Origin of the sequence: Acinetobacter qingfengensis (assembly GCF_008693185.1) — a bacterium.
Lineage (GTDB): Bacteria > Pseudomonadota > Gammaproteobacteria > Pseudomonadales > Moraxellaceae > Acinetobacter > Acinetobacter qingfengensis.
This window is the reverse complement of the sequence record NZ_VXKN01000009.1, coordinates 112520-131995: the sequence shown is the minus strand read 5'-3', so window position 1 is coordinate 131995 and position 19476 is coordinate 112520. Positions and strand designations below refer to the sequence as shown.

16 protein-coding genes are annotated in these 19476 nt (G+C 37.6%); 10 read left to right on the top strand and 6 right to left on the bottom strand.

Annotation, left to right across the window (positions count from 1 at the left end):
• Nucleotides 1-243: 243 nt before the first annotated feature.
• From F4V57_RS11815 to F4V57_RS11790, 6 genes are all read left to right on the top strand, one after another.
• Nucleotides 244-1146, top strand: coding sequence for an MlaA family lipoprotein (locus F4V57_RS11815; protein WP_070068336.1), 903 nt, complete (start codon nucleotides 244-246; stop codon nucleotides 1144-1146).
• A gap of 30 nt (nucleotides 1147-1176) precedes the next feature.
• Entirely contained in the window at nucleotides 1177-2145 is a 969-nt protein-coding gene (locus F4V57_RS11810) for a PP2C family protein-serine/threonine phosphatase (RefSeq protein WP_070068337.1), read from the top strand.
• Nucleotides 2146-2390: 245 nt separating this feature from the next.
• Nucleotides 2391-2912 (top strand): anti-anti-sigma factor GigB, encoded by a 522-nt coding sequence (gene gigB, locus F4V57_RS11805; RefSeq protein ID WP_070068338.1) that lies wholly within the window; start codon nucleotides 2391-2393, stop codon nucleotides 2910-2912.
• Between the two features lie 22 nt (nucleotides 2913-2934).
• Nucleotides 2935-3765, top strand: a complete 831-nt coding sequence (locus F4V57_RS11800) for a carbon-nitrogen hydrolase family protein (RefSeq protein ID WP_070068339.1) — start codon at nucleotides 2935-2937, stop codon at nucleotides 3763-3765.
• 174 nt (nucleotides 3766-3939) lie between these two features.
• Nucleotides 3940-4755, top strand: coding sequence for a hypothetical protein (locus tag F4V57_RS11795; protein ID WP_070068340.1), 816 nt, complete (start codon nucleotides 3940-3942; stop codon nucleotides 4753-4755).
• Between the two features lie 8 nt (nucleotides 4756-4763).
• Nucleotides 4764-5684, top strand: coding sequence for a mechanosensitive ion channel family protein (locus F4V57_RS11790; protein WP_070068341.1), 921 nt, complete (start codon nucleotides 4764-4766; stop codon nucleotides 5682-5684).
• Between the two features lie 36 nt (nucleotides 5685-5720).
• Here the strand turns inward: F4V57_RS11790 and F4V57_RS11785 are convergent, their stop codons facing one another.
• On the bottom strand, nucleotides 5721-8414 hold the full coding sequence (locus tag F4V57_RS11785; protein ID WP_070068342.1) for a DUF2339 domain-containing protein: 2694 nt from the start codon (nucleotides 8412-8414) through the stop codon (nucleotides 5721-5723).
• A gap of 148 nt (nucleotides 8415-8562) precedes the next feature.
• Between F4V57_RS11785 and polA the strand changes: the two genes are divergently transcribed.
• Nucleotides 8563-11322 (top strand): DNA polymerase I, encoded by a 2760-nt coding sequence (gene polA, locus F4V57_RS11780; RefSeq protein ID WP_070068343.1) that lies wholly within the window; start codon nucleotides 8563-8565, stop codon nucleotides 11320-11322.
• A 114-nt stretch (nucleotides 11323-11436) separates the two neighbouring features.
• Here the strand turns inward: polA and F4V57_RS11775 are convergent, their stop codons facing one another.
• The 5 genes from F4V57_RS11775 to ppx are packed head-to-tail and all read right to left on the bottom strand — an operon-like array spanning nucleotide 11437 to nucleotide 16595.
• A complete protein-coding gene (locus F4V57_RS11775; protein WP_070068344.1) occupies nucleotides 11437-12030 on the bottom strand; it encodes a YggT family protein in 594 nt (197 codons plus the stop codon).
• A gap of 20 nt (nucleotides 12031-12050) precedes the next feature.
• Nucleotides 12051-12896, bottom strand: coding sequence for a pyrroline-5-carboxylate reductase (gene proC, locus F4V57_RS11770; protein ID WP_070068345.1), 846 nt, complete (start codon nucleotides 12894-12896; stop codon nucleotides 12051-12053).
• Nucleotides 12886-14298: a tRNA lysidine(34) synthetase TilS gene (tilS, locus tag F4V57_RS11765; protein WP_081409116.1), complete on the bottom strand. Its 1413-nt coding sequence runs from the start codon at nucleotides 14296-14298 to the stop codon at nucleotides 12886-12888. Before tilS ends, proC begins: the two co-directional genes overlap by 11 nt.
• Nucleotides 14235-15059 (bottom strand): acetyl-CoA carboxylase carboxyltransferase subunit alpha, encoded by an 825-nt coding sequence (locus tag F4V57_RS11760; protein WP_070068347.1) that lies wholly within the window; start codon nucleotides 15057-15059, stop codon nucleotides 14235-14237. Before F4V57_RS11760 ends, tilS begins: the two co-directional genes overlap by 64 nt.
• Before the next feature lie 15 nt (nucleotides 15060-15074).
• Nucleotides 15075-16595: an exopolyphosphatase gene (gene ppx / locus F4V57_RS11755; protein ID WP_070068348.1), complete on the bottom strand. Its 1521-nt coding sequence runs from the start codon at nucleotides 16593-16595 to the stop codon at nucleotides 15075-15077.
• A gap of 305 nt (nucleotides 16596-16900) precedes the next feature.
• On the opposite strand from ppx, the gene trxA reads away from it, so the two are divergent.
• From trxA to F4V57_RS11740, 3 genes are all read left to right on the top strand, one after another.
• The gene (gene trxA / locus F4V57_RS11750; RefSeq protein WP_070068349.1) at nucleotides 16901-17227 is read left to right on the top strand and encodes a thioredoxin; all 327 of its coding nucleotides are present in this window, start codon (nucleotides 16901-16903) and stop codon (nucleotides 17225-17227) included.
• 298 nt (nucleotides 17228-17525) lie between these two features.
• Complete coding sequence (gene rho, locus F4V57_RS11745) at nucleotides 17526-18788, top strand: transcription termination factor Rho (protein WP_070068350.1); 1263 nt, start codon at nucleotides 17526-17528, stop codon at nucleotides 18786-18788.
• Nucleotides 18789-19184: 396 nt separating this feature from the next.
• Nucleotides 19185-19439: a hypothetical protein gene (locus tag F4V57_RS11740; protein ID WP_070068351.1), complete on the top strand. Its 255-nt coding sequence runs from the start codon at nucleotides 19185-19187 to the stop codon at nucleotides 19437-19439.
• The last annotated feature ends 37 nt before the right edge of the window (nucleotides 19440-19476 follow it).

Genomic DNA, 19476 nt, shown 5'->3' with positions numbered 1-19476 from the left:
TCACCGCCGATGGATGTGCATTCTACACTATCCCCATACCTTTGCAATACCCCAAAACCCTTTTTTTCTCCTTTCGTTCGTTTATTCAGCATTTCTACCCTATTTTTATTATTGTTGTTTGTTTTTTAAGCCTTACATGCTGTATTAAATGCATTATAAAGTTATCTTGCTATTTTACTTTTTGCTTTATGAATAAAGATTGTTATTATCTTGCAAGGTATCCGCATTTATTAGGTGTATATAATGTATAAGTTTCCATTGCAGGTCATTTTTTTTGGTGCTATTGGTTTAGCTAACTTTGCGATGGCTGATGATGGTATTCAATCTTCAGTAAATGCTGATGCAACCGTTCCAGATGATAATTCCTTAAATAATGATGTTGATGATATCTATAGTTTAAATGCGTTAAAAAAAATTCATTTTAATCAGTTAAAGATTGATGCTAAAGCAAATCAACCAGAACATATTAAGGACCCTCTACAACCTATCAATAGAAAAATCTATGTATTTAATAATTATTTGGATACTTATATTGCACGTCCAATTGCATTGCAATATGTAAAAGTTATTCCAGAAGATATTCGTGGTACTTACGGAAACTTTAGAACAAATATGCGTGAGCCATGGAATGCTGTTAATCAAACCTTGCAGGGAAAACCTAAAACTTCACTAAAAAGTTTGGGACGCTTTACTCTCAATATATTAACCAGTCTTGGATTTGCTGATGTCGCACGTCGTAAACATCTTGAAAATGAAGCCACAGATTTTGGTATTACTCTGGGTGTATGGGGACTACCTTCCGGTCCATATTTAATGCTTCCTATATTAGGACCAAGCACATTTAGAGATGGTGTGGGTACTGCTGTAGACAGTTTTGGTCGTACACAAAGTTATATTATTGATGACGATAAATTATATTGGTCTGTTCGTGGCATTGATTTGGTTGACTCAAGAAGTAAATTGCTTGATGTTGATTCATTGTTACAAGGTGATCAATATGCTGTGATTCGGGATGCTTATTTGCAACAACGTGCATATGCTGTAACTGACGCACGTGGTGAAGATGTTTCTGCTGATCTATTTTCGGGTGAGGATAATTCATCTGATTTTATAGACGAACAAGATCAGCCCAATGAAGTGCAATAATGCTTTCTAATGTGAGATCTTAAATTCATTATGTATTTTATTTATCCTTCACGAGTTTTACGCCAACTGGATCGTGCTTTAGCTTTATTTGCAGATCTTGAATGGGTAAAACTCACCCAAATTGATCAGTGTGATCAGAATAGAATTTATATTGCTGATGTTCATGATTTTCTGGCACAAAGCTGGGAATGTCCAACTGTCGTAATTGCATGTGAAAGTGAAGGATCAGCTTTAAGTCAGGCTTGGCAAAAAGGAGCTTTAGCAGGTTGGATTTGGGAGGATTTACCCGAACAGCCTTATGAAGAATTACAAAAAATTGAAGCACAATATAAACGCAATCAAGATAGTCGCGATCTACCTGCTGCTGCTGAGTTACAGCATTGCTTGTTACCGAAACCCATTGATTTGAAAAACTATCAATTAAAAACACTTTTCAAACCTTCAGCTTACTTATCAGGTGATTGGTATGACTATTGGTGGGTAGATAGTGAACATTTACTGTTTTATTTGGCAGATGTTTCTGGTCATGGGGTGACCAGTAGCTTATTGACTTCATGGATGGCCGCATTTCATAAACGTGCCCATTCTCCACGTTATTTGATTGAAAAATTAAATAGTATGCTGATTAAAGAAAATATCGAAAAACATATTACCATGATTGCTGGTATGCTTAATGTGAAAGCAAATACTGTAACCTGTTGCAATGCAGGACATTTCCCACCATTAACGATTTTACATCCAGATCAAGAACCTCAAATTGTTAATTCGAATAGTTTTCCATTAGGATTAACAGATGATATTCAGGTAGAAGAATTCTATTTTGATTTACCGAAAAATAGTCATTTGATTATCTGTTCTGATGGTGCGTTGGAGCCATTTCAGGGAGGATTAAATGAGCAGTTTACACAGTTAATTGATCGTTTAAAACAGAGTCAGTTCCATACCCCTGAACATGTCAATGATGATATCGCAATCTTTAGTTTAAAGAGAATAATCTAATTCTGTATACAATATATTCAAAACTAAATCTTCAAGAAATGTTTCAAAGTCATAGAAATATTTTTATTTAATCATAAAGGTAAAAACTCGGATTTATTATATTTCATTAAGTTATGATAGTTTTTGCCAATCTGTTTTGGTGTTAACTCATAACCGAACATCAGGTTTTTACAATTCCACTACTTCTTGCAGAGCAAGTTTTGCTATGTGATAATGGCAAAATGTCTTCTAAAAATGGCATTTCTATGTCGACAGGTCGTATCGAATATGCAAGCCTAAATGGTACTTATATCTTTAAAATTATTGGAGAAGTCCGTGCCCAAGCTTGTATTAGTTTAGATAATTTACTTAACAAAATTGATCAAAGCTCTCAAGTTATTGGCGCTATCGTTGATTTGACTGAAACCACGTTTATTGATAGTACTGTGTTAGGCATGCTCGCTAAACTCGGATTAAAGTTGAAACAAAATCATAATATTCAGGCAGTCATTCTTTCGACTAATCCGGATATTACGACGCTAGCCCATAGTATGGGACTGGCTCAGGTTTTTGTGATTTTAAATTATTGTACTGATCCTAAAGTTTGTACACAGACTTTAGCCGATAATAATATTACGCATTCTGAGATGTTGAATACGGTGCTTGATGCACATCGTACATTAATGCAGCTCAATGAAAACAATCAAAATATGTTTGAACCTCTGGTAAAACAATTGCAAAAAGAACAACAGGAAACACTTTTTCAACCAGACAATCAAAAAGTTTAAAGACAAAATTAAGGACAATGGAATGACCCTACTGGCCGTAACACAGCTAAACTCGCAAAATGATATTGATTCCAACTTTATTCAAGTTGAGCAACTTATTCAGCAAGCAAAAGCTCAGCAAGCTGAACTAATTGTTTTACCTGAAAATTTTGCGTGTTTTGCTGCAGGTAAACAATCTGAAACTGCACAGCAATTTGATGAATTAAAACAGCGTATCGAGCAACTTGCTTTTAAACATCAAATTTGGATTGTAGCAGGGACATTACCTTGTCCCTATCGTCCAAATGGCAACAAAATTACAGATCGTCGGGTACGCACTGTCAGTTTATGTGTCAGTCCGGAAGGTAAAACTGTTGCGCGTTATGACAAAATTCATTTATTTGATGTACAAGTTGCCGATGGTGTTGGTGGTTATCAGGAATCTGCGGTATTTGAACCAGGAAGTGACCTTATTGTTGCAAAAACACCGTTTGGTAATCTCGGTTTAATGGTATGTTACGATCTACGTTTTCCTGAATTATCCCTGATGTTACGTGCTAAAGGTGCCAATATTTTAACGGCTCCAGCAGCATTTACCTATACAACTGGACAAATGCACTGGCAACTATTATTACAGGCACGTGCAATGGACTCACAGTGTCAGGTTTTAGGTTCAGCTCAGCAAGGCTGGCATAGTCATGGAAAACGTCAGACTTGGGGACATACAATGGCAACACAATCTCAAGGAAAAATTCTGGCAGAAGTTTATGATGAAGGTAGCCAATTAATTGTTGTACCTTTTGATTTTGATGGACAACGTAAAATTAGAGAGGCAATGCCGTTGATCCAGCATCGTAAACTTTTAACACTCTAGATATAAATATCCCATAAATCTGTTTCTTTAAAATCTGGATTGTCTCCTGTATTTATTCAATTATTTCTACATAACTTGTTATCTCAGCAGGTTGCAAATCTTTGCTACATTCTGTACTTCAGATATGTTACAACAATGTTATAGGATTGGAATATCTCAGGATTTTTTAAGATCATGTCCACATATCACGAACAACCCCTTCATCCTTTAATTAAATGGTGGGGAGAATTTGACTTTGAACTACATCAAGCCTACTCATGGCGTTTTGGTTCTCTCTATTTTCGTGTGATTCGTAAAGAAAAAGAATGGCGAATTGAATACCATCGCCCACAAAATCAGCATGAAACACAACAGGATTGGCAGAAACTCGATCCAGATGAATTATTTCCCGCGCCTATAAATTTTGAACGTTATATGTTTAATCAAACGCATCACACTTTTTATCTGATGCCACGTATGGCAGATCGTTCTGTAGTGATTAAACCTGTACAACCAATTTATATTCCAACGGGACAACGTAGTACGCTTTTTATTAGTACGCCATTATGGCTAAGCGGTTTTGTTCAATCACAACGTGAAGCACTGTTTGATGTGCCAATTATCCGTCCAAAAGATACCTGGTTTGGTCAGGATAAAATGCAGGGACAATTGTGTTATGCCACATTGGTAGATGGTAGTACAGATCTAAACTTACTCACCCCACGACCATTTCGTGCTGTTACACCAATTCATTTCTATAATGATACTAATCAGCAAATGCGACTTGAACGTATCAATGTACCGGTACACTCTTTACCTTTATTTTATAGTGAAGAAACCAACCGCTTATGGACTTCAGAAATTAAGGTTTTTCAGGACAGTATAGATCGGCCTTCGAGAATTCGTATTGAATCGCGAACACCACCTATGGCCGGTCAGGTATCTTTTGTTCAACCGGCACGTACAGACAGTGGTGGTTTTATTACCAATATGTTTGAAACTTTATTCTAGGATTGTATATGGCTGACTTAAACATTACCGATCAAGTCCTGAGTACCCTTAAAAGTTTTGTAACAGGTTTAAGTACCGATCGTTTTCAGGAAATTTTATTTGCAATCCTGTTTGCATTTATTGGTTTTGTGATTGCCAGAATCGTTAGTAATGCCTTTAGTGTAACCATTGGTGCCCGCTTAAATTTACATCACAAGCTGATTTGGCGACGTGGGATCTTTTATTTCATTTTTATGCTGTTTTTAATTGCCAGCTTACGTGAAGCAGGTTTTAAGCTCAGTGTTTTTCTTGGTGCAGCAGGAATTTTAACGGTTGCATTGGGTTTTGCATCTCAAACCTCGGCATCAAATCTTATCAGTGGCTTGTTCTTGATTGGTGAAGGTTCCTTTGAGGTTGGCGATACTATTCAAATGACGGTGATTCGCGGTCAAACCATTGAAGGAAAAGTGTTATCGATTGACTTACTTTCGGTAAAATTACAAACATTAGACAATACCTTTATTCGTGTTCCCAATGAGCAATTAATTCGTACCCCTGTATATAATTTAACGCGTTTCCCTATTCGACGCATTCCGATCACACTCTTCATTAACTTCCATGAAGATATTGTCAAAGTTCGCCAAGTTTTGATTGATGTTGCAGACAATTATCCTTTTGTGCTGGATGAACCACGTCCGATGGTGACTGTTACCGCTTTCCGCGAATCTTCGATTGAAATTTTATTTACAGTGTGGACATTACAAAATAATTTTGGTCAAGCCAATGACGAAATACAGGAACGTATTCGCAATGGTTTCATTGCCAATAATATTGAGATTCCAGTTCCTAAAATGGGATTAGTTGATCGCACTACACCTTCCCCACTGAACAATGAAGACATTGATGAATATGCCAATCAACAGGCCTTAAGACGTGAACCTAAAGCCTGAACCAATCTAATTATCAATATACAAACATCAGATCACTCATTTTAGATCTGATGTTTTTTCTACAGGTGGCAACGGTGCAAAATAACCAATCACAAGCATAATTAATCCACTACCAATAAAGGAAATAATTCGTGTAATCGTATGACTATGAGATAAGTCCAGAAAAATCAGTTTGAAAATAACAACCGCCAATACAGCAATTCCCATCATCCAGACATATCGCCACGCCTGACGGCTTGCAAGTAGCGTAAGAATAAGTGCTACAATCGTCCAAACAATGGTAAACCATGCCTGTACTGTTCCATTTTGCCAAATTTGCCATGACCAGTAAGGCAAATCGACATAATGATGTAGTACTCTAAGTAAAATACTACTGATCATTAACAAGCCAGAAATAAGTAAGATCAAGGTACTGATAATTTGTGAAAATTTAACATGACTGAATAAGTAGGATTGCAGATTTAGTACTAAAATCATATAAGCAGCAATACTGAGCAGATCTACCGGATTAAACAATGGGACATAAGACCATAACCATGCACCACTATGTGAAATTGAAATCATCCATAACCAACCTACTGTCAGTAAGCTCACTCCAGGATTTGCAATCCACAAATTTTTCCAAAATTGTAGTTTCTGAATTGTATAGCTGAATATCAGACACACTATCGGTAATATGGCTACAACATAACTTAATGATTGTAATGAAGCAAATACAGCACCCAAAATTGCCAAATACACCATCGCAAGTGTTGACAATATCTGTTGAATATAAATATTAGAAAATTTATTGAGAGGTTTATATTGATTAAAAAGATAAAATGCCGACAACCATAACAGACAAATCAATGTCCATTGGATTTTTTCTACACCTGTAAATGGATAATTAATCCAAGAGAGTTCAAATGCTGTGGTAACTAAAGTAACAAATAGAATCATCAAATTTACCCGCCACCATGCCGGATAAAATTTGTGATCTTTATACCACCAGATAAGTGTTAATGCATTAAACCATAACAATAAGCTTAAACTATTGGAAGATTGATCAATGGAGGCCTGCAATAATAAATGTTTATAAACATAAGGAGCGATTAGAAAAGATAATAATAAAAAAAGATTACCGATTATTCGCTGAAATTGTGATACTGATGAGGCACTTTCATGATTGATACTCTGATGTATATACCATGCCCAAGCATACGCCATCATCAATACACTACTTGCAAATAGCACTGTATTTTGACTCAGTAAATGACTATATAAAGTTGCCAAACCACTGGCCAACAACACCACAACGCCAAAGTAACGGGCACTATCAATTTGATATTTTCGACCAATCCACAAAACTGCCAAACCATGTATTGCCCAGCCAACACTGGTCCAATACGCATTGAAAGCAAATGGTAGAATCAATGCCGCAAAAACTAACCCCAAACCATAAAAACATTGACTTAGTAAAGTTAAACGACTGGATCTTTTATGGATAAAATAACCTAAGGTTAAATACACCAGAGCCAAAATTACACTGGCCAAACTTAACTTGACAGCACTGGAATTCACCAAACCTGCGTACAGGCTAAAGGCCATAAACGGTGTGGCAAAAATCAATGCAGTATCGACAAGTGGAATATCCTTAAATTGAGTTCCCAATGCAACGATATGTCGGCTGTAAAGAATAGAAATATAAAGATAGAGCAAGAATATTGCCCAAACCCAGCATGAGATTTGAAAATATTCTAAAGGGTCTGCATTAAACCAGATGGCAAATCCACCAATCCCAAAGGTCATGAATAAAGCCAATGTATTTAGAATACGCCAAGGTTTAAAATACACAATAATTGCCAAAGCAATATTGAGCATAAAATAATAACCCATCAAAATCGAAACATTATCACTACCATTATTCAAAATAAATGGTGCAATAAAGCCACTACCTAACGCGATAAAGGCCAAAATCAAAGCATTTTGCCGAAGTGCTAACCATAATGTGATGGCCAATAACAGCATTAGCATGACATAACTACTTGCCAAAGACACAATGACCTGTAAATAATAACTACTAAACAACACCAAAAATATAACGCCTAAACCCAAACCTTGTAAGCTGATGGCATATTCAAAGCGCTTTTGTCGCAGGACATAACCAATCCCTGTTAGCACAACACCAGCTACAGCAATTGCTGCCATTTTTGCCGATAAAGTCAGCTGCCAATACTCACTGGCAAAACGTAATAAGAAAATTACACCAATCAATAAAATCACAACAGCAATACGAACAATACTATTACCGCCCTTAAACCAGTTTAATGCCGCACTCCACAGAGACGTCATCACTTTTAAATCCTGATGTCCCGCGGGCTTATCTGTAAACACATCATGTGTAGTAGATCCTATTGTGATACTGGATGTTGAGGATGGATGATCGATTAAAGAATTTGATGTGACTATTGGATTTATAGATTTATTATCAAATGTAGTTGGTAAACCTTGCTGTAATTCCTCAATGTGTTGTTGTAATGCTAAAATTTTTTCTTGTTGATATTCCAATGTATTGATAATTGCCATAAAACTGAATAAACCCAGAACTTTCAACCAGATCATCGTATAGTCCGAGTGCACATAATCCCAGATACAATACAAGGCCAATATCACAATTACACAACGTGCCCAGTTGGCTTTAGGGTAACTGATGAGCGAAAAATTGTCGTTTAAAGGCGTTTTCTGCTGCATGCTATCCACAAATTTGTTCTTTTAAATTGTTACAAATTAACACAGGTTTAGAATTTGTCATGTAGGGAATTGTTTTCGGGTCGTGAAATTTTTTGAATTCCAGTACACTATCAACTTATGTTTGAATTTTAATATCTGGAAGTTGTATATGCCGCCTTTTGTTTTGGTTGATGGGTCTTATTTTCTATTTCGTGCATTTCATGCGATTCCATTGCTAACCACTTCACAAGGTTTGCACACGAATGCAGTACGTGGAGCAACTGCTGCAATCCAGAAACTTATGCGCCGTGTGCAACCTACCCACATGGCTGTTATTTTTGATACACCCGAACCAACATTTCGCCATCAACTTTCTCCAATTTATAAAGGTGACCGCCCAAGTATGCCCGATGAGTTGGCAGAACAAATTCCATATCTACATAACCTGATCCGAGCTTTAGGTATTCCACTCTACAGCCTGGCTGGCGTAGAAGCTGATGATATTATTGGAACGCTTACACAGCGTGCATTACAGGAAGGTCATCAAGTGTTGATCTCCACCGGTGACAAAGACATGGCTCAACTGGTCAATGAACATGTCACACTGGAAGATAGCTTTAAGGAACGTACCCTAGATCCACAAGGTGTCTTTGAAAAATTTGGCGTCCATCCATACCAGATCGTAGATTATCTGACATTAATGGGCGATGCCTCAGATGGTATTATGGGTGTACCAGGTATTGGTGCAAAAACCGCAGCAAAACTTTTAAATGAATATGGTTCTCTAGACAATATCCTTAATAATGCTGACCAAATTAAAGGTAAAGTTGGACAAAACCTCAAAGATAATGTTGAAAACATCAAAGTTGATCATCAACTGGCAACAATTATTACTGGGCTTGATCTTAGTCTGAGTTGGGACGATCTAAAATTAAATCATGGCAATTATGATGAATTAAAACGACTATATACTGAATTAGAATTTCGTACCCAATTACAATCACTTGAACATCCAAATAATCCAGATCACCCAAATCATAAAAAAATCACTACTACACCAGCTACAAATGCAACCAAATCCATTGAAACTGAGCAAAGTGCGCAACTTACTCATGATGAAGATCTGCTTGGACAAGCCACTTATCATACAGTGTTAAGCCAAAGCGACTGGGATGCATTGTTTGACAGAATTAATAATAGTCAACATTTTGCCATTGATACTGAAACAACCAGTCTGGATTATCGTATTGCACAAATGGTTGGTTTTTCTATTGCTTTTGATAGCAAAGATGCTTATTACGTGCCATTTACCCATGATTATGACGGTGCCCCGATACAGCTTAATCGTGAACAAATTCTGACACAAATCAAACCCATTCTGGAAAATCCGGACATTGGCAAGATTGGTCACCATTTAAAATATGATGCACATATTTTTGCAAACCACGGCATCCAGCTTAAAGGATGGTTATTTGATAGCATGCTGGCATCTTATGTTCTCAACCCAACTGCAACACGACATAATATGGATGATGTCGCACGGGTTTATCTAAGTCACATGACCACAACATTTGAACAAATTGCTGGTAAAGGTGCCAAACAACTAACTTTTAATCAGATCCCGCTAGAAACTGCTGCGACTTATGCAGCAGAAGATGCACATGTAACCTATCGTTTATATGAAGTTCTTTTTAGGAAACTAAATGCACAGCCTGAATTGCTGCAATTATTACAAAAAGTAGAACTTCCCGTTGCTCAAGTATTAACTGAAATGGAGGCACGCGGCATCCAGCTTGATCCGGAGTTTCTACATAAACTTAGTACAGAATTTGAACGAGATATGCAACAATATGAACAACAAGCCACTGAAATAACGGGGAGCTCTTTCAATATTGCATCCCCCAAACAAGTCGGTGAAATTTTATTTGATAAATTACAAATTAAAGGAGGTAAAAAAACAACCAGTGGGCAATACAGCACCAGTGAAGCAATTTTAGAAAAAATTGACCATCCAATTGCACAACTAATTTTAGATTATCGTACCTTAGCCAAACTAAAAAGTACTTATACCGACCGCCTGGTTGAACAAACTGATCAAAATACACAACGCGTACACACCAGCTATCATCAAGCGATTACCACCACTGGTCGTTTATCTTCCTCCGATCCAAATTTACAAAATATTCCGATTCGTGGAGAAATTGGTCGACAAATTCGTAAAGCTTTTATTTGTCCACAAGATCGAGTTTTACTCGCTGCTGATTATTCACAAATCGAATTACGTTTAATGGCACATTTTTCTCAAGATCCTGCGTTGGTACTGGCATTCAAACAAGGACAGGATATTCACCGTGCGACAGCATCTGAAGTTCTAGGTATTCCAGTTGAAGACGTCACTTCAGATCAACGTCGTCAAGCCAAAGCTGTCAATTTTGGCCTACTATACGGAATGTCCGAATTTGGCTTAATTCGTCAACTTGGTTTCACTCGTGAAGAATCACAAAGCTATATCAAACAATATTTCCAACGCTATCCGGGCATTTATGAATATATGCAACGTACTCGCCAACTGGCACAGGAACAGGGTTTTGTAGAAACATTATTAGGTCGCCGTTTATATACCCCAGATATTAATGCACGTAACATGATGGTACGAAAAGCAGCGGAACGTGCAGCGATCAATGCTCCATTACAAGGAAGTGCAGCTGATATTATTAAACTGGCTATGATCAGAATCGAAAAAGAAATACAACCAACTCAAGGATTATTATTATTACAAGTCCACGATGAACTGGTATTTGAAGTAGATCAAAATTATGCTGCTGAAGTAAAACCGATTATTCAAACTATTATGGAAAATGTGGTAGAACTCTCTGTTCCGCTAGTCGTTGAGGTCGGTGAAGGAAAGAATTGGGATGAAGCACACTAACCTTCTTTAAACATTTGGATAAAATAAAAGCGCAATTATAACTGTTGCGCTTTTATTTTTTTGATTAAAAACATGGCTAACACCATGCGCAATTAATCTCACAACCAAAATACTTTAATGAATGCCTGCCAATAATGTTTGTGACACATTACTCATTAGAATATCAATAATCATCAAAGCTAAAATTGCAAATAATGGGGATAAATCAATCATGCCCATATTTGGCATAATTTTTCTAAAAGGTGCAAATAATGGCTCTGCCAGATCCTGAATCGCTTCAGCAAATGGTCCACGATTTTGAGTAAATAATGTTACCCAACTCATAATAATTGAGGCAAAGATTAAATAACGGCAAAAACTGATCATACCATCCATTACAGCCATGAAAGTTCCTAACAGTAATCCTGTCACGCTGGCTGCAAGATTTTTATAATGATCATCGAAAATATCGACACCAATTCCCAGATGACTGAGTCCCCATACTTTTAATAAATATAAAATAATGAGTAAAACCAGTGCTGCGAGATTAACTCGACCTTTTGCAATTACAGGAAGTGTACGATTAAGAACATCAACCACCTTTGTGGCTTTAATGGTTGACTGTACAACGGGATTGAAATAATTAATGGCGGCTAATTGCATTAAAAAACGCAAAAAAACTAAAAGGATCGCAACATTAATAATGACATTAAAAATAATTGCCAAAATATTAACTCTCTCGTCTAAAATTACTTGGATGGGGTTTGAATACGTAATGCCAATTCTTGCGCCAGTTCCTGACTACGTTTTTCCGCAGCGGCCAAAGCAGCCTGAATATGCTGGGAAACTTGAAATTGATCAAAAATTTCGATTGCTGCCTGTGTTGTTCCACCAGGAGAAGTTACATTTTTACGTAATTGTGATGGACTATGCTCAGAAGTAATGGCCATCTGGGCAGCCCCTAAAGCTGTCTGTAAAGTTAAAGCTGTAGCCGTTTTTTCATCTAATCCAAGATTTTTACCTGCCTGAATCATGGCTTCCATAAGATAGAAAAAATATGCAGGTCCCGAGCCAGACAAAGCAGTAATTGCATCAATCTTACGTTCCTGATCCACCCAGATCACCAAACCTGTTGCAGATAAAATCTTGCTTGCTAACTCCTGATCTTGCTGATTTACACCCTCAGATGCAAATGCACCATTTGCACCACATTGTACCAAAGCTGGTGTATTTGGCATCACCCGCACAATACGGTCATAACCATCCAACAAACTGGAGATTAAAGTAATGGGTGCTCCGGCAACAATCGAAATAATTAATTGCTGTTTTAATTTTCCAGCAAGCGGCGTAAGTACCTGTGACAGTACTTGTGGCTTAACCGCCAAAATCACAACATCGGCATCTTCAATAGCCACTGCATTATCATCAGTCACATTCAAGTCCTGTTGTTTCAACACTTCCTGAATTTTTTCAACGGGTTCTGATACAGTAATGAGTGTCGATGGCATACCTCTGGAAAGCAGACCACCAATGATGGCTTGCGCCATATTACCACCACCAATAAAACTAATTTTTTGCTCGAAATTACTTATCATTTTCCATTCGACCTAAAATACCAATATCAATCTGTGGCAACCAGCCTTGTGACTGTACATAAATACTATCTGCCAACCAGAATCCTTGTGATGTAAACACACCTAACACCTCGTTATGGTACATCAATATTTGGGTTTGATGACGCTGCCACGGTGCTATTTTTGCATCTTGTAGCATTTTTTTTAACATACGATGACCAGAACGCCCCCATAATTGAATTTTTTCTCCACCTTGACGAGGTTTTAATAACAAAGTTTTCTGCAATAATGCAAAACTCAAACCAATATCAGCTTTTTGAATATGAAATTGCTCTGATGCTTGTTTGAACCTTTGCTCAAGATGGTACTGTACAGTTTGCTCAACTGGAACCGTATTGAAATTTATCCATTCGGATTTTGAATAACGATAAAGATGTGCAGCAAAACGAACAAAATAAATGCCATCATAGTGCAATACTGCTTGTGCATCTTCTTTTGCAGCAATCACTTCTTGTTGTAATCGCAATACCATTGCCAATGCTGGACGATATTGCAAATCAGCTTGCATCCAACTTGATAATAATTGACGTTGTCTCGCTGAACTTAACTGATGATAAACTAATAACTGCAATCGCCCATAGACGTCAATACATTGTTGCCTGTCTTGCTGTAAAACATCAAGCAATATCTCTTGTGCATCCTGCATCAATATTGTACAACGGGCGATACTTTCCTGCATCTTTGGAAAACGTGCCTCCAACACAGGCCATACACTTTGACGGCACCAGACGCGATCATAATGCTGATCCTGATTCATCGGATCATTGATATAAGATTGATTGAGTTGTTGCATCCACTGTTCAATGCGAGTTCTGGATAAATCCAATAAAGGCCGCCATACCCAGTAACGCTCTTTTTGCAGATTTTCCACAAGTTGATTTTTTTGAAATCGCTGCTCTATACGTTTCATGGCAGCTAAACCCTGTACTCCCGTACCTTGTAATAATCGTAGTAAAGCAGTTTCAGCCTGATCTTGCTGATGATGAGCCAGAACCAATATATCTTCATATTGTAATTGTTGTAATAATGCTTGATAACGTGCTTGACGTGCTGCGGCTTCAACATTGCCCTGCTGTAGGTCAACAGCAATGATTTGACAGGGAATATTTAATTTTTGACAATTTTGTTGAACCCATAAAGACCATTGTTGGCTTAAAGGCTGTAATTGATGGTCTACACTGATCACCGATAAACGATGAGGAATCAGTTCGGCTAGAAGATAAAGCAGCAGCATGGAATCCATACCACCGCTGCATCCTAAGATAACTTTTGCAGATGTATTAAACTGAGTTAAATCATCTAAGAGGCGTTTTCTAAATTCGCACTGCCAAACTTCATTAAACGTTGGTATCGTGCTTCGCATCGTGCATCTGCATCCATATCGGTAAGTTCATCCAGTGCTTTTTTCAATTCATCTTTTAAACGCAACATTGTAGTTTGTGGATCAAGATGAGCACCTTCACCTTCCTCAATAATACTTTCAACAATACCCAGAGCATGTAAACGAGGTGCTGTTAATGATAATGCTGCACTAGCTTGAGCTGCTTTTTCAGCAGTTTTCCATAGGATAGAAGCACAACCTTCCGGAGAAATTACAGAGTAAATACTGTGTGACAACATAATGACTCTATCAGCAACACCAATGGCCAATGCACCACCTGAACCACCTTCACCAATCACTGTAGCAATCACTGGAACTTTTAATCCCGATAAAATTGCAAGATTTTTTGCAATCGCCTCTGCCTGCCCACGCTCCTCGGCACCAACACCAGGATAAGCACCCATGGTATCAATAAAAGTCAATACTGGAAGGTTAAAACGTTCTGCGATATCAAATAAACGTTGCGATTTACGATAACCTTCCGGATTACACATACCAAAATTATGCTGTAATCGTTCACGTGTGGTACGCCCTTTCTGTTGACCAATTACCACTACTGGCTGACCATCAAAACGTGCCAAACCACCAACTAGGGCACCATCATCACCAAACAAACGATCGCCATGTAAAACATCAAATTCAGTGAAAATTTCACTGACATAATCTAGAAACTGGGGACGGTCGGGATGACGGGCAATTTGAACCGTCTGCCATGCCTGAGAGATTTTTGCCTTAGTATTCATACAACACTCTATTTGTTAATCCATGTGTTGATTGGACTTAATTTGCAGATCAATGTCCCAGTGCTTAAACTGGATTTGTTCATCCTGCAAATCAGCAATCAGTAAAGGCCATTGTTTCACATCTCCCGAAATGGTCAATTGCCAACTATGCTCATTTTTCACCTGTAAATCAAACTCAGGTAATGCAGCATCACTACGACTATGATTGAGTAAAACAGCCAATCTTAGAAGTAAACATAGGTAAACCAGTCGATTTCCGCCAACTTTTTGTACATCAAGTAATGAATCATGACGTAATTTACGACGGTGATGAGCGACCAAATGTGACAAATGATTTTGATCTATCTGAGAAAAACCGGCAATATCGGAATGTTGTAATAAATAGGCGCCATGACGATGATAACCACCATGACTAATCGCCAGACCAATTTCATGTAGATAAGCTGCACGGCGTAGTAAATCACCATCTTCAGCATCAAGATTTAACGTTACATTAGCATCATCAAATAATTTTTGTGCGGTACTTACAACACGTTCGGCTTGTTTTAAATCAGCACTATAACGTCCCATCATGGCCTGTACACTTCGATCACGAATGTCTTCATGACGAAACCGTCCTAGTAGATCGTACATCACACCTTCACGTAATGCTCCATCTGAATAGGCCAGACTTTCTATTCCCAGTACATCAAAAATCGCATATAAAATCGCCAACCCTGCTGGCAATACTGCACGGCGATCATCTCGCAGTCCTTCAAAGTCAATTTCGGAAATATGTTTAAACTTTAATAAGCGATCTTTAAGTTTTTTAAGTCCATGAAAAGTTACGTTTTGCTGTTCATCGCTCAGCCCCATATTGACCAGAATATGGCGGCAAGCTTTAATCGTACCACTTGAACCGACCACAGTATTCCAGCCAGTATTCAAATATGCACTGGCAATCGCACTTAACTCTTTTCTTGCCGCAACAACAGCTTTATCAAACACTTTCTCTGATATCTCACCTTCCGGAAAGTATGCTTTACTATAAGCGACACACCCCATTTGCAGTGATTCTGTCATAATTGGTTCAAATTCTTCACCAATAATAAACTCGGTTGATCCACCACCAATATCAATGACCAGACGTCTTGCACCATTCACCATGGTATGCGATACGCCTAGATAAATTAAACGAGCCTCTTCCCGACCTGCAATAATTTCGATCGGTTTAGGTAAAATTTCCGCAGCTTTTTGTATAAATTCGCTACCATTTTCAGCTTGGCGTAAAGCATTCGTTGCTACAATACGTAATCGATTGGTCGGTACAGCACTTAAACGTCCGACAAAACGTGATAAACACGCCAAACCACGTTGCTGTGCTGCTTCATTTAAATAGTTATTTTCATCCAGTCCGGCAGCCAGCTGAACTTTCTCTGACATTGACGCAACTTTTTTAACTTCACCATGATCCACTCGCGCAATTGCCAAGTGAAAACTGTTTGACCCCATGTCAATTGCGGCAAGTAATTCTTCATCTATCAAAAAATCAGACATTCTGTTTTAAAGTCCCAGAAAAAATCATGCCTAGATTAATCCACTATCAGTAATTTTTAAAGTTTTTCGCCATAAATTCTGAAAATTTAAATCCTTTTTAAGACATCAATCTAATTGATATAAATCGAGACTGCCGATAATTTAAATCAGAAAGCTCTATTTGCTTTTCAAGGCTTTTACCTTGAAAATTGCAAAACAACCCTTATCAAATCAATTAACACAGTATGGCGTTGTGATTTAACCCTCAAATTCGTTAAACTAACGGCATATTTTTACAATGAAATAACCATTAATTGGAGTACCTCATGTCAGAACATATCATCAATACAACTGATGACAATTTTAAATCAGATGTATTAGAGAGTGACACCCCTGTACTAGTAGATTTCTGGGCGGCATGGTGTGCACCATGTAAAGCCATTGCACCTGTTCTAGAAGACCTTTCACAAGAATATCAGGGCAAAGTTAAAATTGTAAAAGTAGATGTGACCAATTGTGAAGCAACTGCCATCAATTATAACATTCGTAACATTCCGGCTTTATTGTTATTTAAAAATGGCGAAGTGGTAGCACAACAAGTCGGTGCTGTACCACGTTCTAAACTTGTTGAATTTATTGATACAAACGCATAATTTTTGTATACCATCCTTTGCGGATGGTATATTTTTGCCGAACTCATTGACAAAATCTATCTACTCACTTATAGTTCGTTCAGGATTAAAATTCCTTAAACTTTAAAAGGGATTTTGTCTAACAATAAGATCGCCGCTCGGCTTTTCTCTGTCTTCCGATATTTTGCCTTAACTATTTATTCCGCGTTTACTTGTGCAGATACGATCAAGACATCACTCTTGCCGCTTTGAGTGTGCGAACTTGTATAACCCTTTTTTTCCATTGTAGTAAAAAGTACTAACCACTGATTATCCTCATATGAACTTAACCGAACTGAAAAAAAAACCTATTGGCGAATTGATTAAAATCGCTGAGTTTATGGGTCTGGAAGGAATGGCACGTAATCGCAAGCAAGATATTATTTTTGCGATTCTTAAACGCCATGCCATGAATGGTGAAGAAATTTTTGGTGATGGTGTATTAGAAATTTTGTCTGATGGTTTTGGTTTTTTACGCTCGGCCGCAGGCTCTTATCTTGCAGGACCTGACGATATTTATGTCAGCCCTTCACAAATTCGCCGTTTTAATCTACGTACAGGTGATACTATTACAGGTACTATTCGCCCACCAAAAGAAGGCGAACGTTATTTTGCATTGTTAAAAGTTAATCAGATTAACTATGACACGCCTGAAAATTCTCGTAATAAAATTCTTTTCGAAAATTTAACACCACTTTTTCCAACAGAACAACTGGTTATGGAATTAGGCAATGGTACAACTGAAGACTTAACTGCTCGTGTTGTCGATCTGATTGCACCAATCGGTAAAGGCCAACGTTCAATTATCGTTGCACCTCCAAAAGCCGGTAAAACCATGTTATTACAAAACATTGCGCAGTCTATTGTGCGTAATAATCCAGAAGTTTTTTTAATTGTTCTATTGATTGATGAACGCCCTGAAGAAGTAACAGAAATGGAACGCAGTGTTCGTGGTGAAGTTGTGGCTTCAACCTTTGACGAATCTCCTGCTCGCCATGTACAAGTTGCAGAAATGGTGATTGAAAAAGCCAAACGCCTTGTAGAGCATAAAAAAGATGTTGTTATTTTGCTTGATTCGATTACTCGTTTGGCGCGTGCTTATAACACTGTCATTCCATCTTCAGGAAAAGTATTAACAGGTGGTGTAGATGCACATGCTTTAGAACGCCCTAAACGTTTCTTCGGTGCAGCACGTAATATTGAGGAAGGTGGTTCTCTTACCATTATTTCTACTGCGCTAATTGAAACGGGCAGTAAAATGGATGAAGTCATTTACGAAGAATTCAAAGGTACAGGTAACCAGGAAATTACACTAGATCGTCGTATTGCTGAAAAACGTGTCTTCCCTGCCATGAACATCAAGAAATCTGGTACACGTCGTGAAGAACGTTTAATGGATGAAGATAAACTGCGTAAAGTCTGGATTTTACGTAAATTACTTCATCCAATGGATGAACTTGCAGCAGTGGAGTTCCTGCTTGATCGCATGAAAGAAGCAAAAACTAATGATGACTTTTTTGATCAAATGAAACGCAAGCAATAGCATTCCTATTACCATTAAAAACTGTCTATTTTCAAATGAAAATAGACAGTTTTTTTATGGGTTGACATGACTTACATTTTTTTACACTGCATTTTTATATATTTTAAAAATGAATGTCAACTATTTTATAAGATTTATATTAATTTAAATCAAATACTTAAATCAAAAAACGTCTTTTATTTTTTTATATCATTGCTAATTCTTTTTAATATCTCTCTATTTATTTATTTTTTTCATGATCATTAAACATTAGGGAGTAGAAATTACCTACAGCCAGTGATAGGATATGCTCAAGTTGATAGAACTAATATATCCAAGTTCAATGCGAGGAATAAGGATATTAAAATATATAGTTCCATCTAAATTTTTTTCTCATGTTATATAGAGAGTGATGCCATGTTATTCAAAAATATCGCTGTTGCTGCTGCTGTTGCCGCTACTTTAGCTTTTGTTGGTTGTGCTAAGAAAGAAGCTCCAGCTGCTGCTTCTTCTGAAGCTTCTGCTCCTGCTTCTGCTGAAGCTTCTGCTCCTGTAGATGCTGCTCCAGCTGCTGCTTCTGCTGAAATTGCTGCTGCTTCTGCTGAAACTGCTGCTGCTTCTGCTGACACTGCTGCTGCTTCTGCCGCTGCTGCTGCTTCAACTGCACAATAATCTAAATTTTATATTTAGAGAAAAAGAGAGCTTTTGC

Bases quoted from the DNA above. Each gene is read 5' to 3' on its own strand.
- F4V57_RS11815 (WP_070068336.1), top strand. From the start codon at position 244: ATGTATAAGTTTCCATTGCAGGTCATTTTTTTTGGTGCTATTGGTTTA.
- F4V57_RS11810 (WP_070068337.1), top strand. From the start codon at position 1,177: ATGTATTTTATTTATCCTTCACGAGTTTTACGCCAACTGGATCGTGCT.
- gigB (WP_070068338.1), top strand. From the start codon at position 2,391: ATGTCGACAGGTCGTATCGAATATGCAAGCCTAAATGGTACTTATATC.
- F4V57_RS11800 (WP_070068339.1), top strand. From the start codon at position 2,935: ATGACCCTACTGGCCGTAACACAGCTAAACTCGCAAAATGATATTGAT.
- F4V57_RS11795 (WP_070068340.1), top strand. From the start codon at position 3,940: ATGTCCACATATCACGAACAACCCCTTCATCCTTTAATTAAATGGTGG.
- F4V57_RS11790 (WP_070068341.1), top strand. From the start codon at position 4,764: ATGGCTGACTTAAACATTACCGATCAAGTCCTGAGTACCCTTAAAAGT.
- F4V57_RS11785 (WP_070068342.1), bottom strand. From the start codon at position 8,414: ATGCAGCAGAAAACGCCTTTAAACGACAATTTTTCGCTCATCAGTTAC.
- polA (WP_070068343.1), top strand. From the start codon at position 8,563: ATGCCGCCTTTTGTTTTGGTTGATGGGTCTTATTTTCTATTTCGTGCA.
- proC (WP_070068345.1), bottom strand. From the start codon at position 12,896: ATGATAAGTAATTTCGAGCAAAAAATTAGTTTTATTGGTGGTGGTAAT.
- tilS (WP_081409116.1), bottom strand. From the start codon at position 14,298: ATGCGAAGCACGATACCAACGTTTAATGAAGTTTGGCAGTGCGAATTT.
- F4V57_RS11760 (WP_070068347.1), bottom strand. From the start codon at position 15,059: ATGAATACTAAGGCAAAAATCTCTCAGGCATGGCAGACGGTTCAAATT.
- ppx (WP_070068348.1), bottom strand. From the start codon at position 16,595: ATGTCTGATTTTTTGATAGATGAAGAATTACTTGCCGCAATTGACATG.
- trxA (WP_070068349.1), top strand. From the start codon at position 16,901: ATGTCAGAACATATCATCAATACAACTGATGACAATTTTAAATCAGAT.
- rho (WP_070068350.1), top strand. From the start codon at position 17,526: ATGAACTTAACCGAACTGAAAAAAAAACCTATTGGCGAATTGATTAAA.
- F4V57_RS11740 (WP_070068351.1), top strand. From the start codon at position 19,185: ATGTTATTCAAAAATATCGCTGTTGCTGCTGCTGTTGCCGCTACTTTA.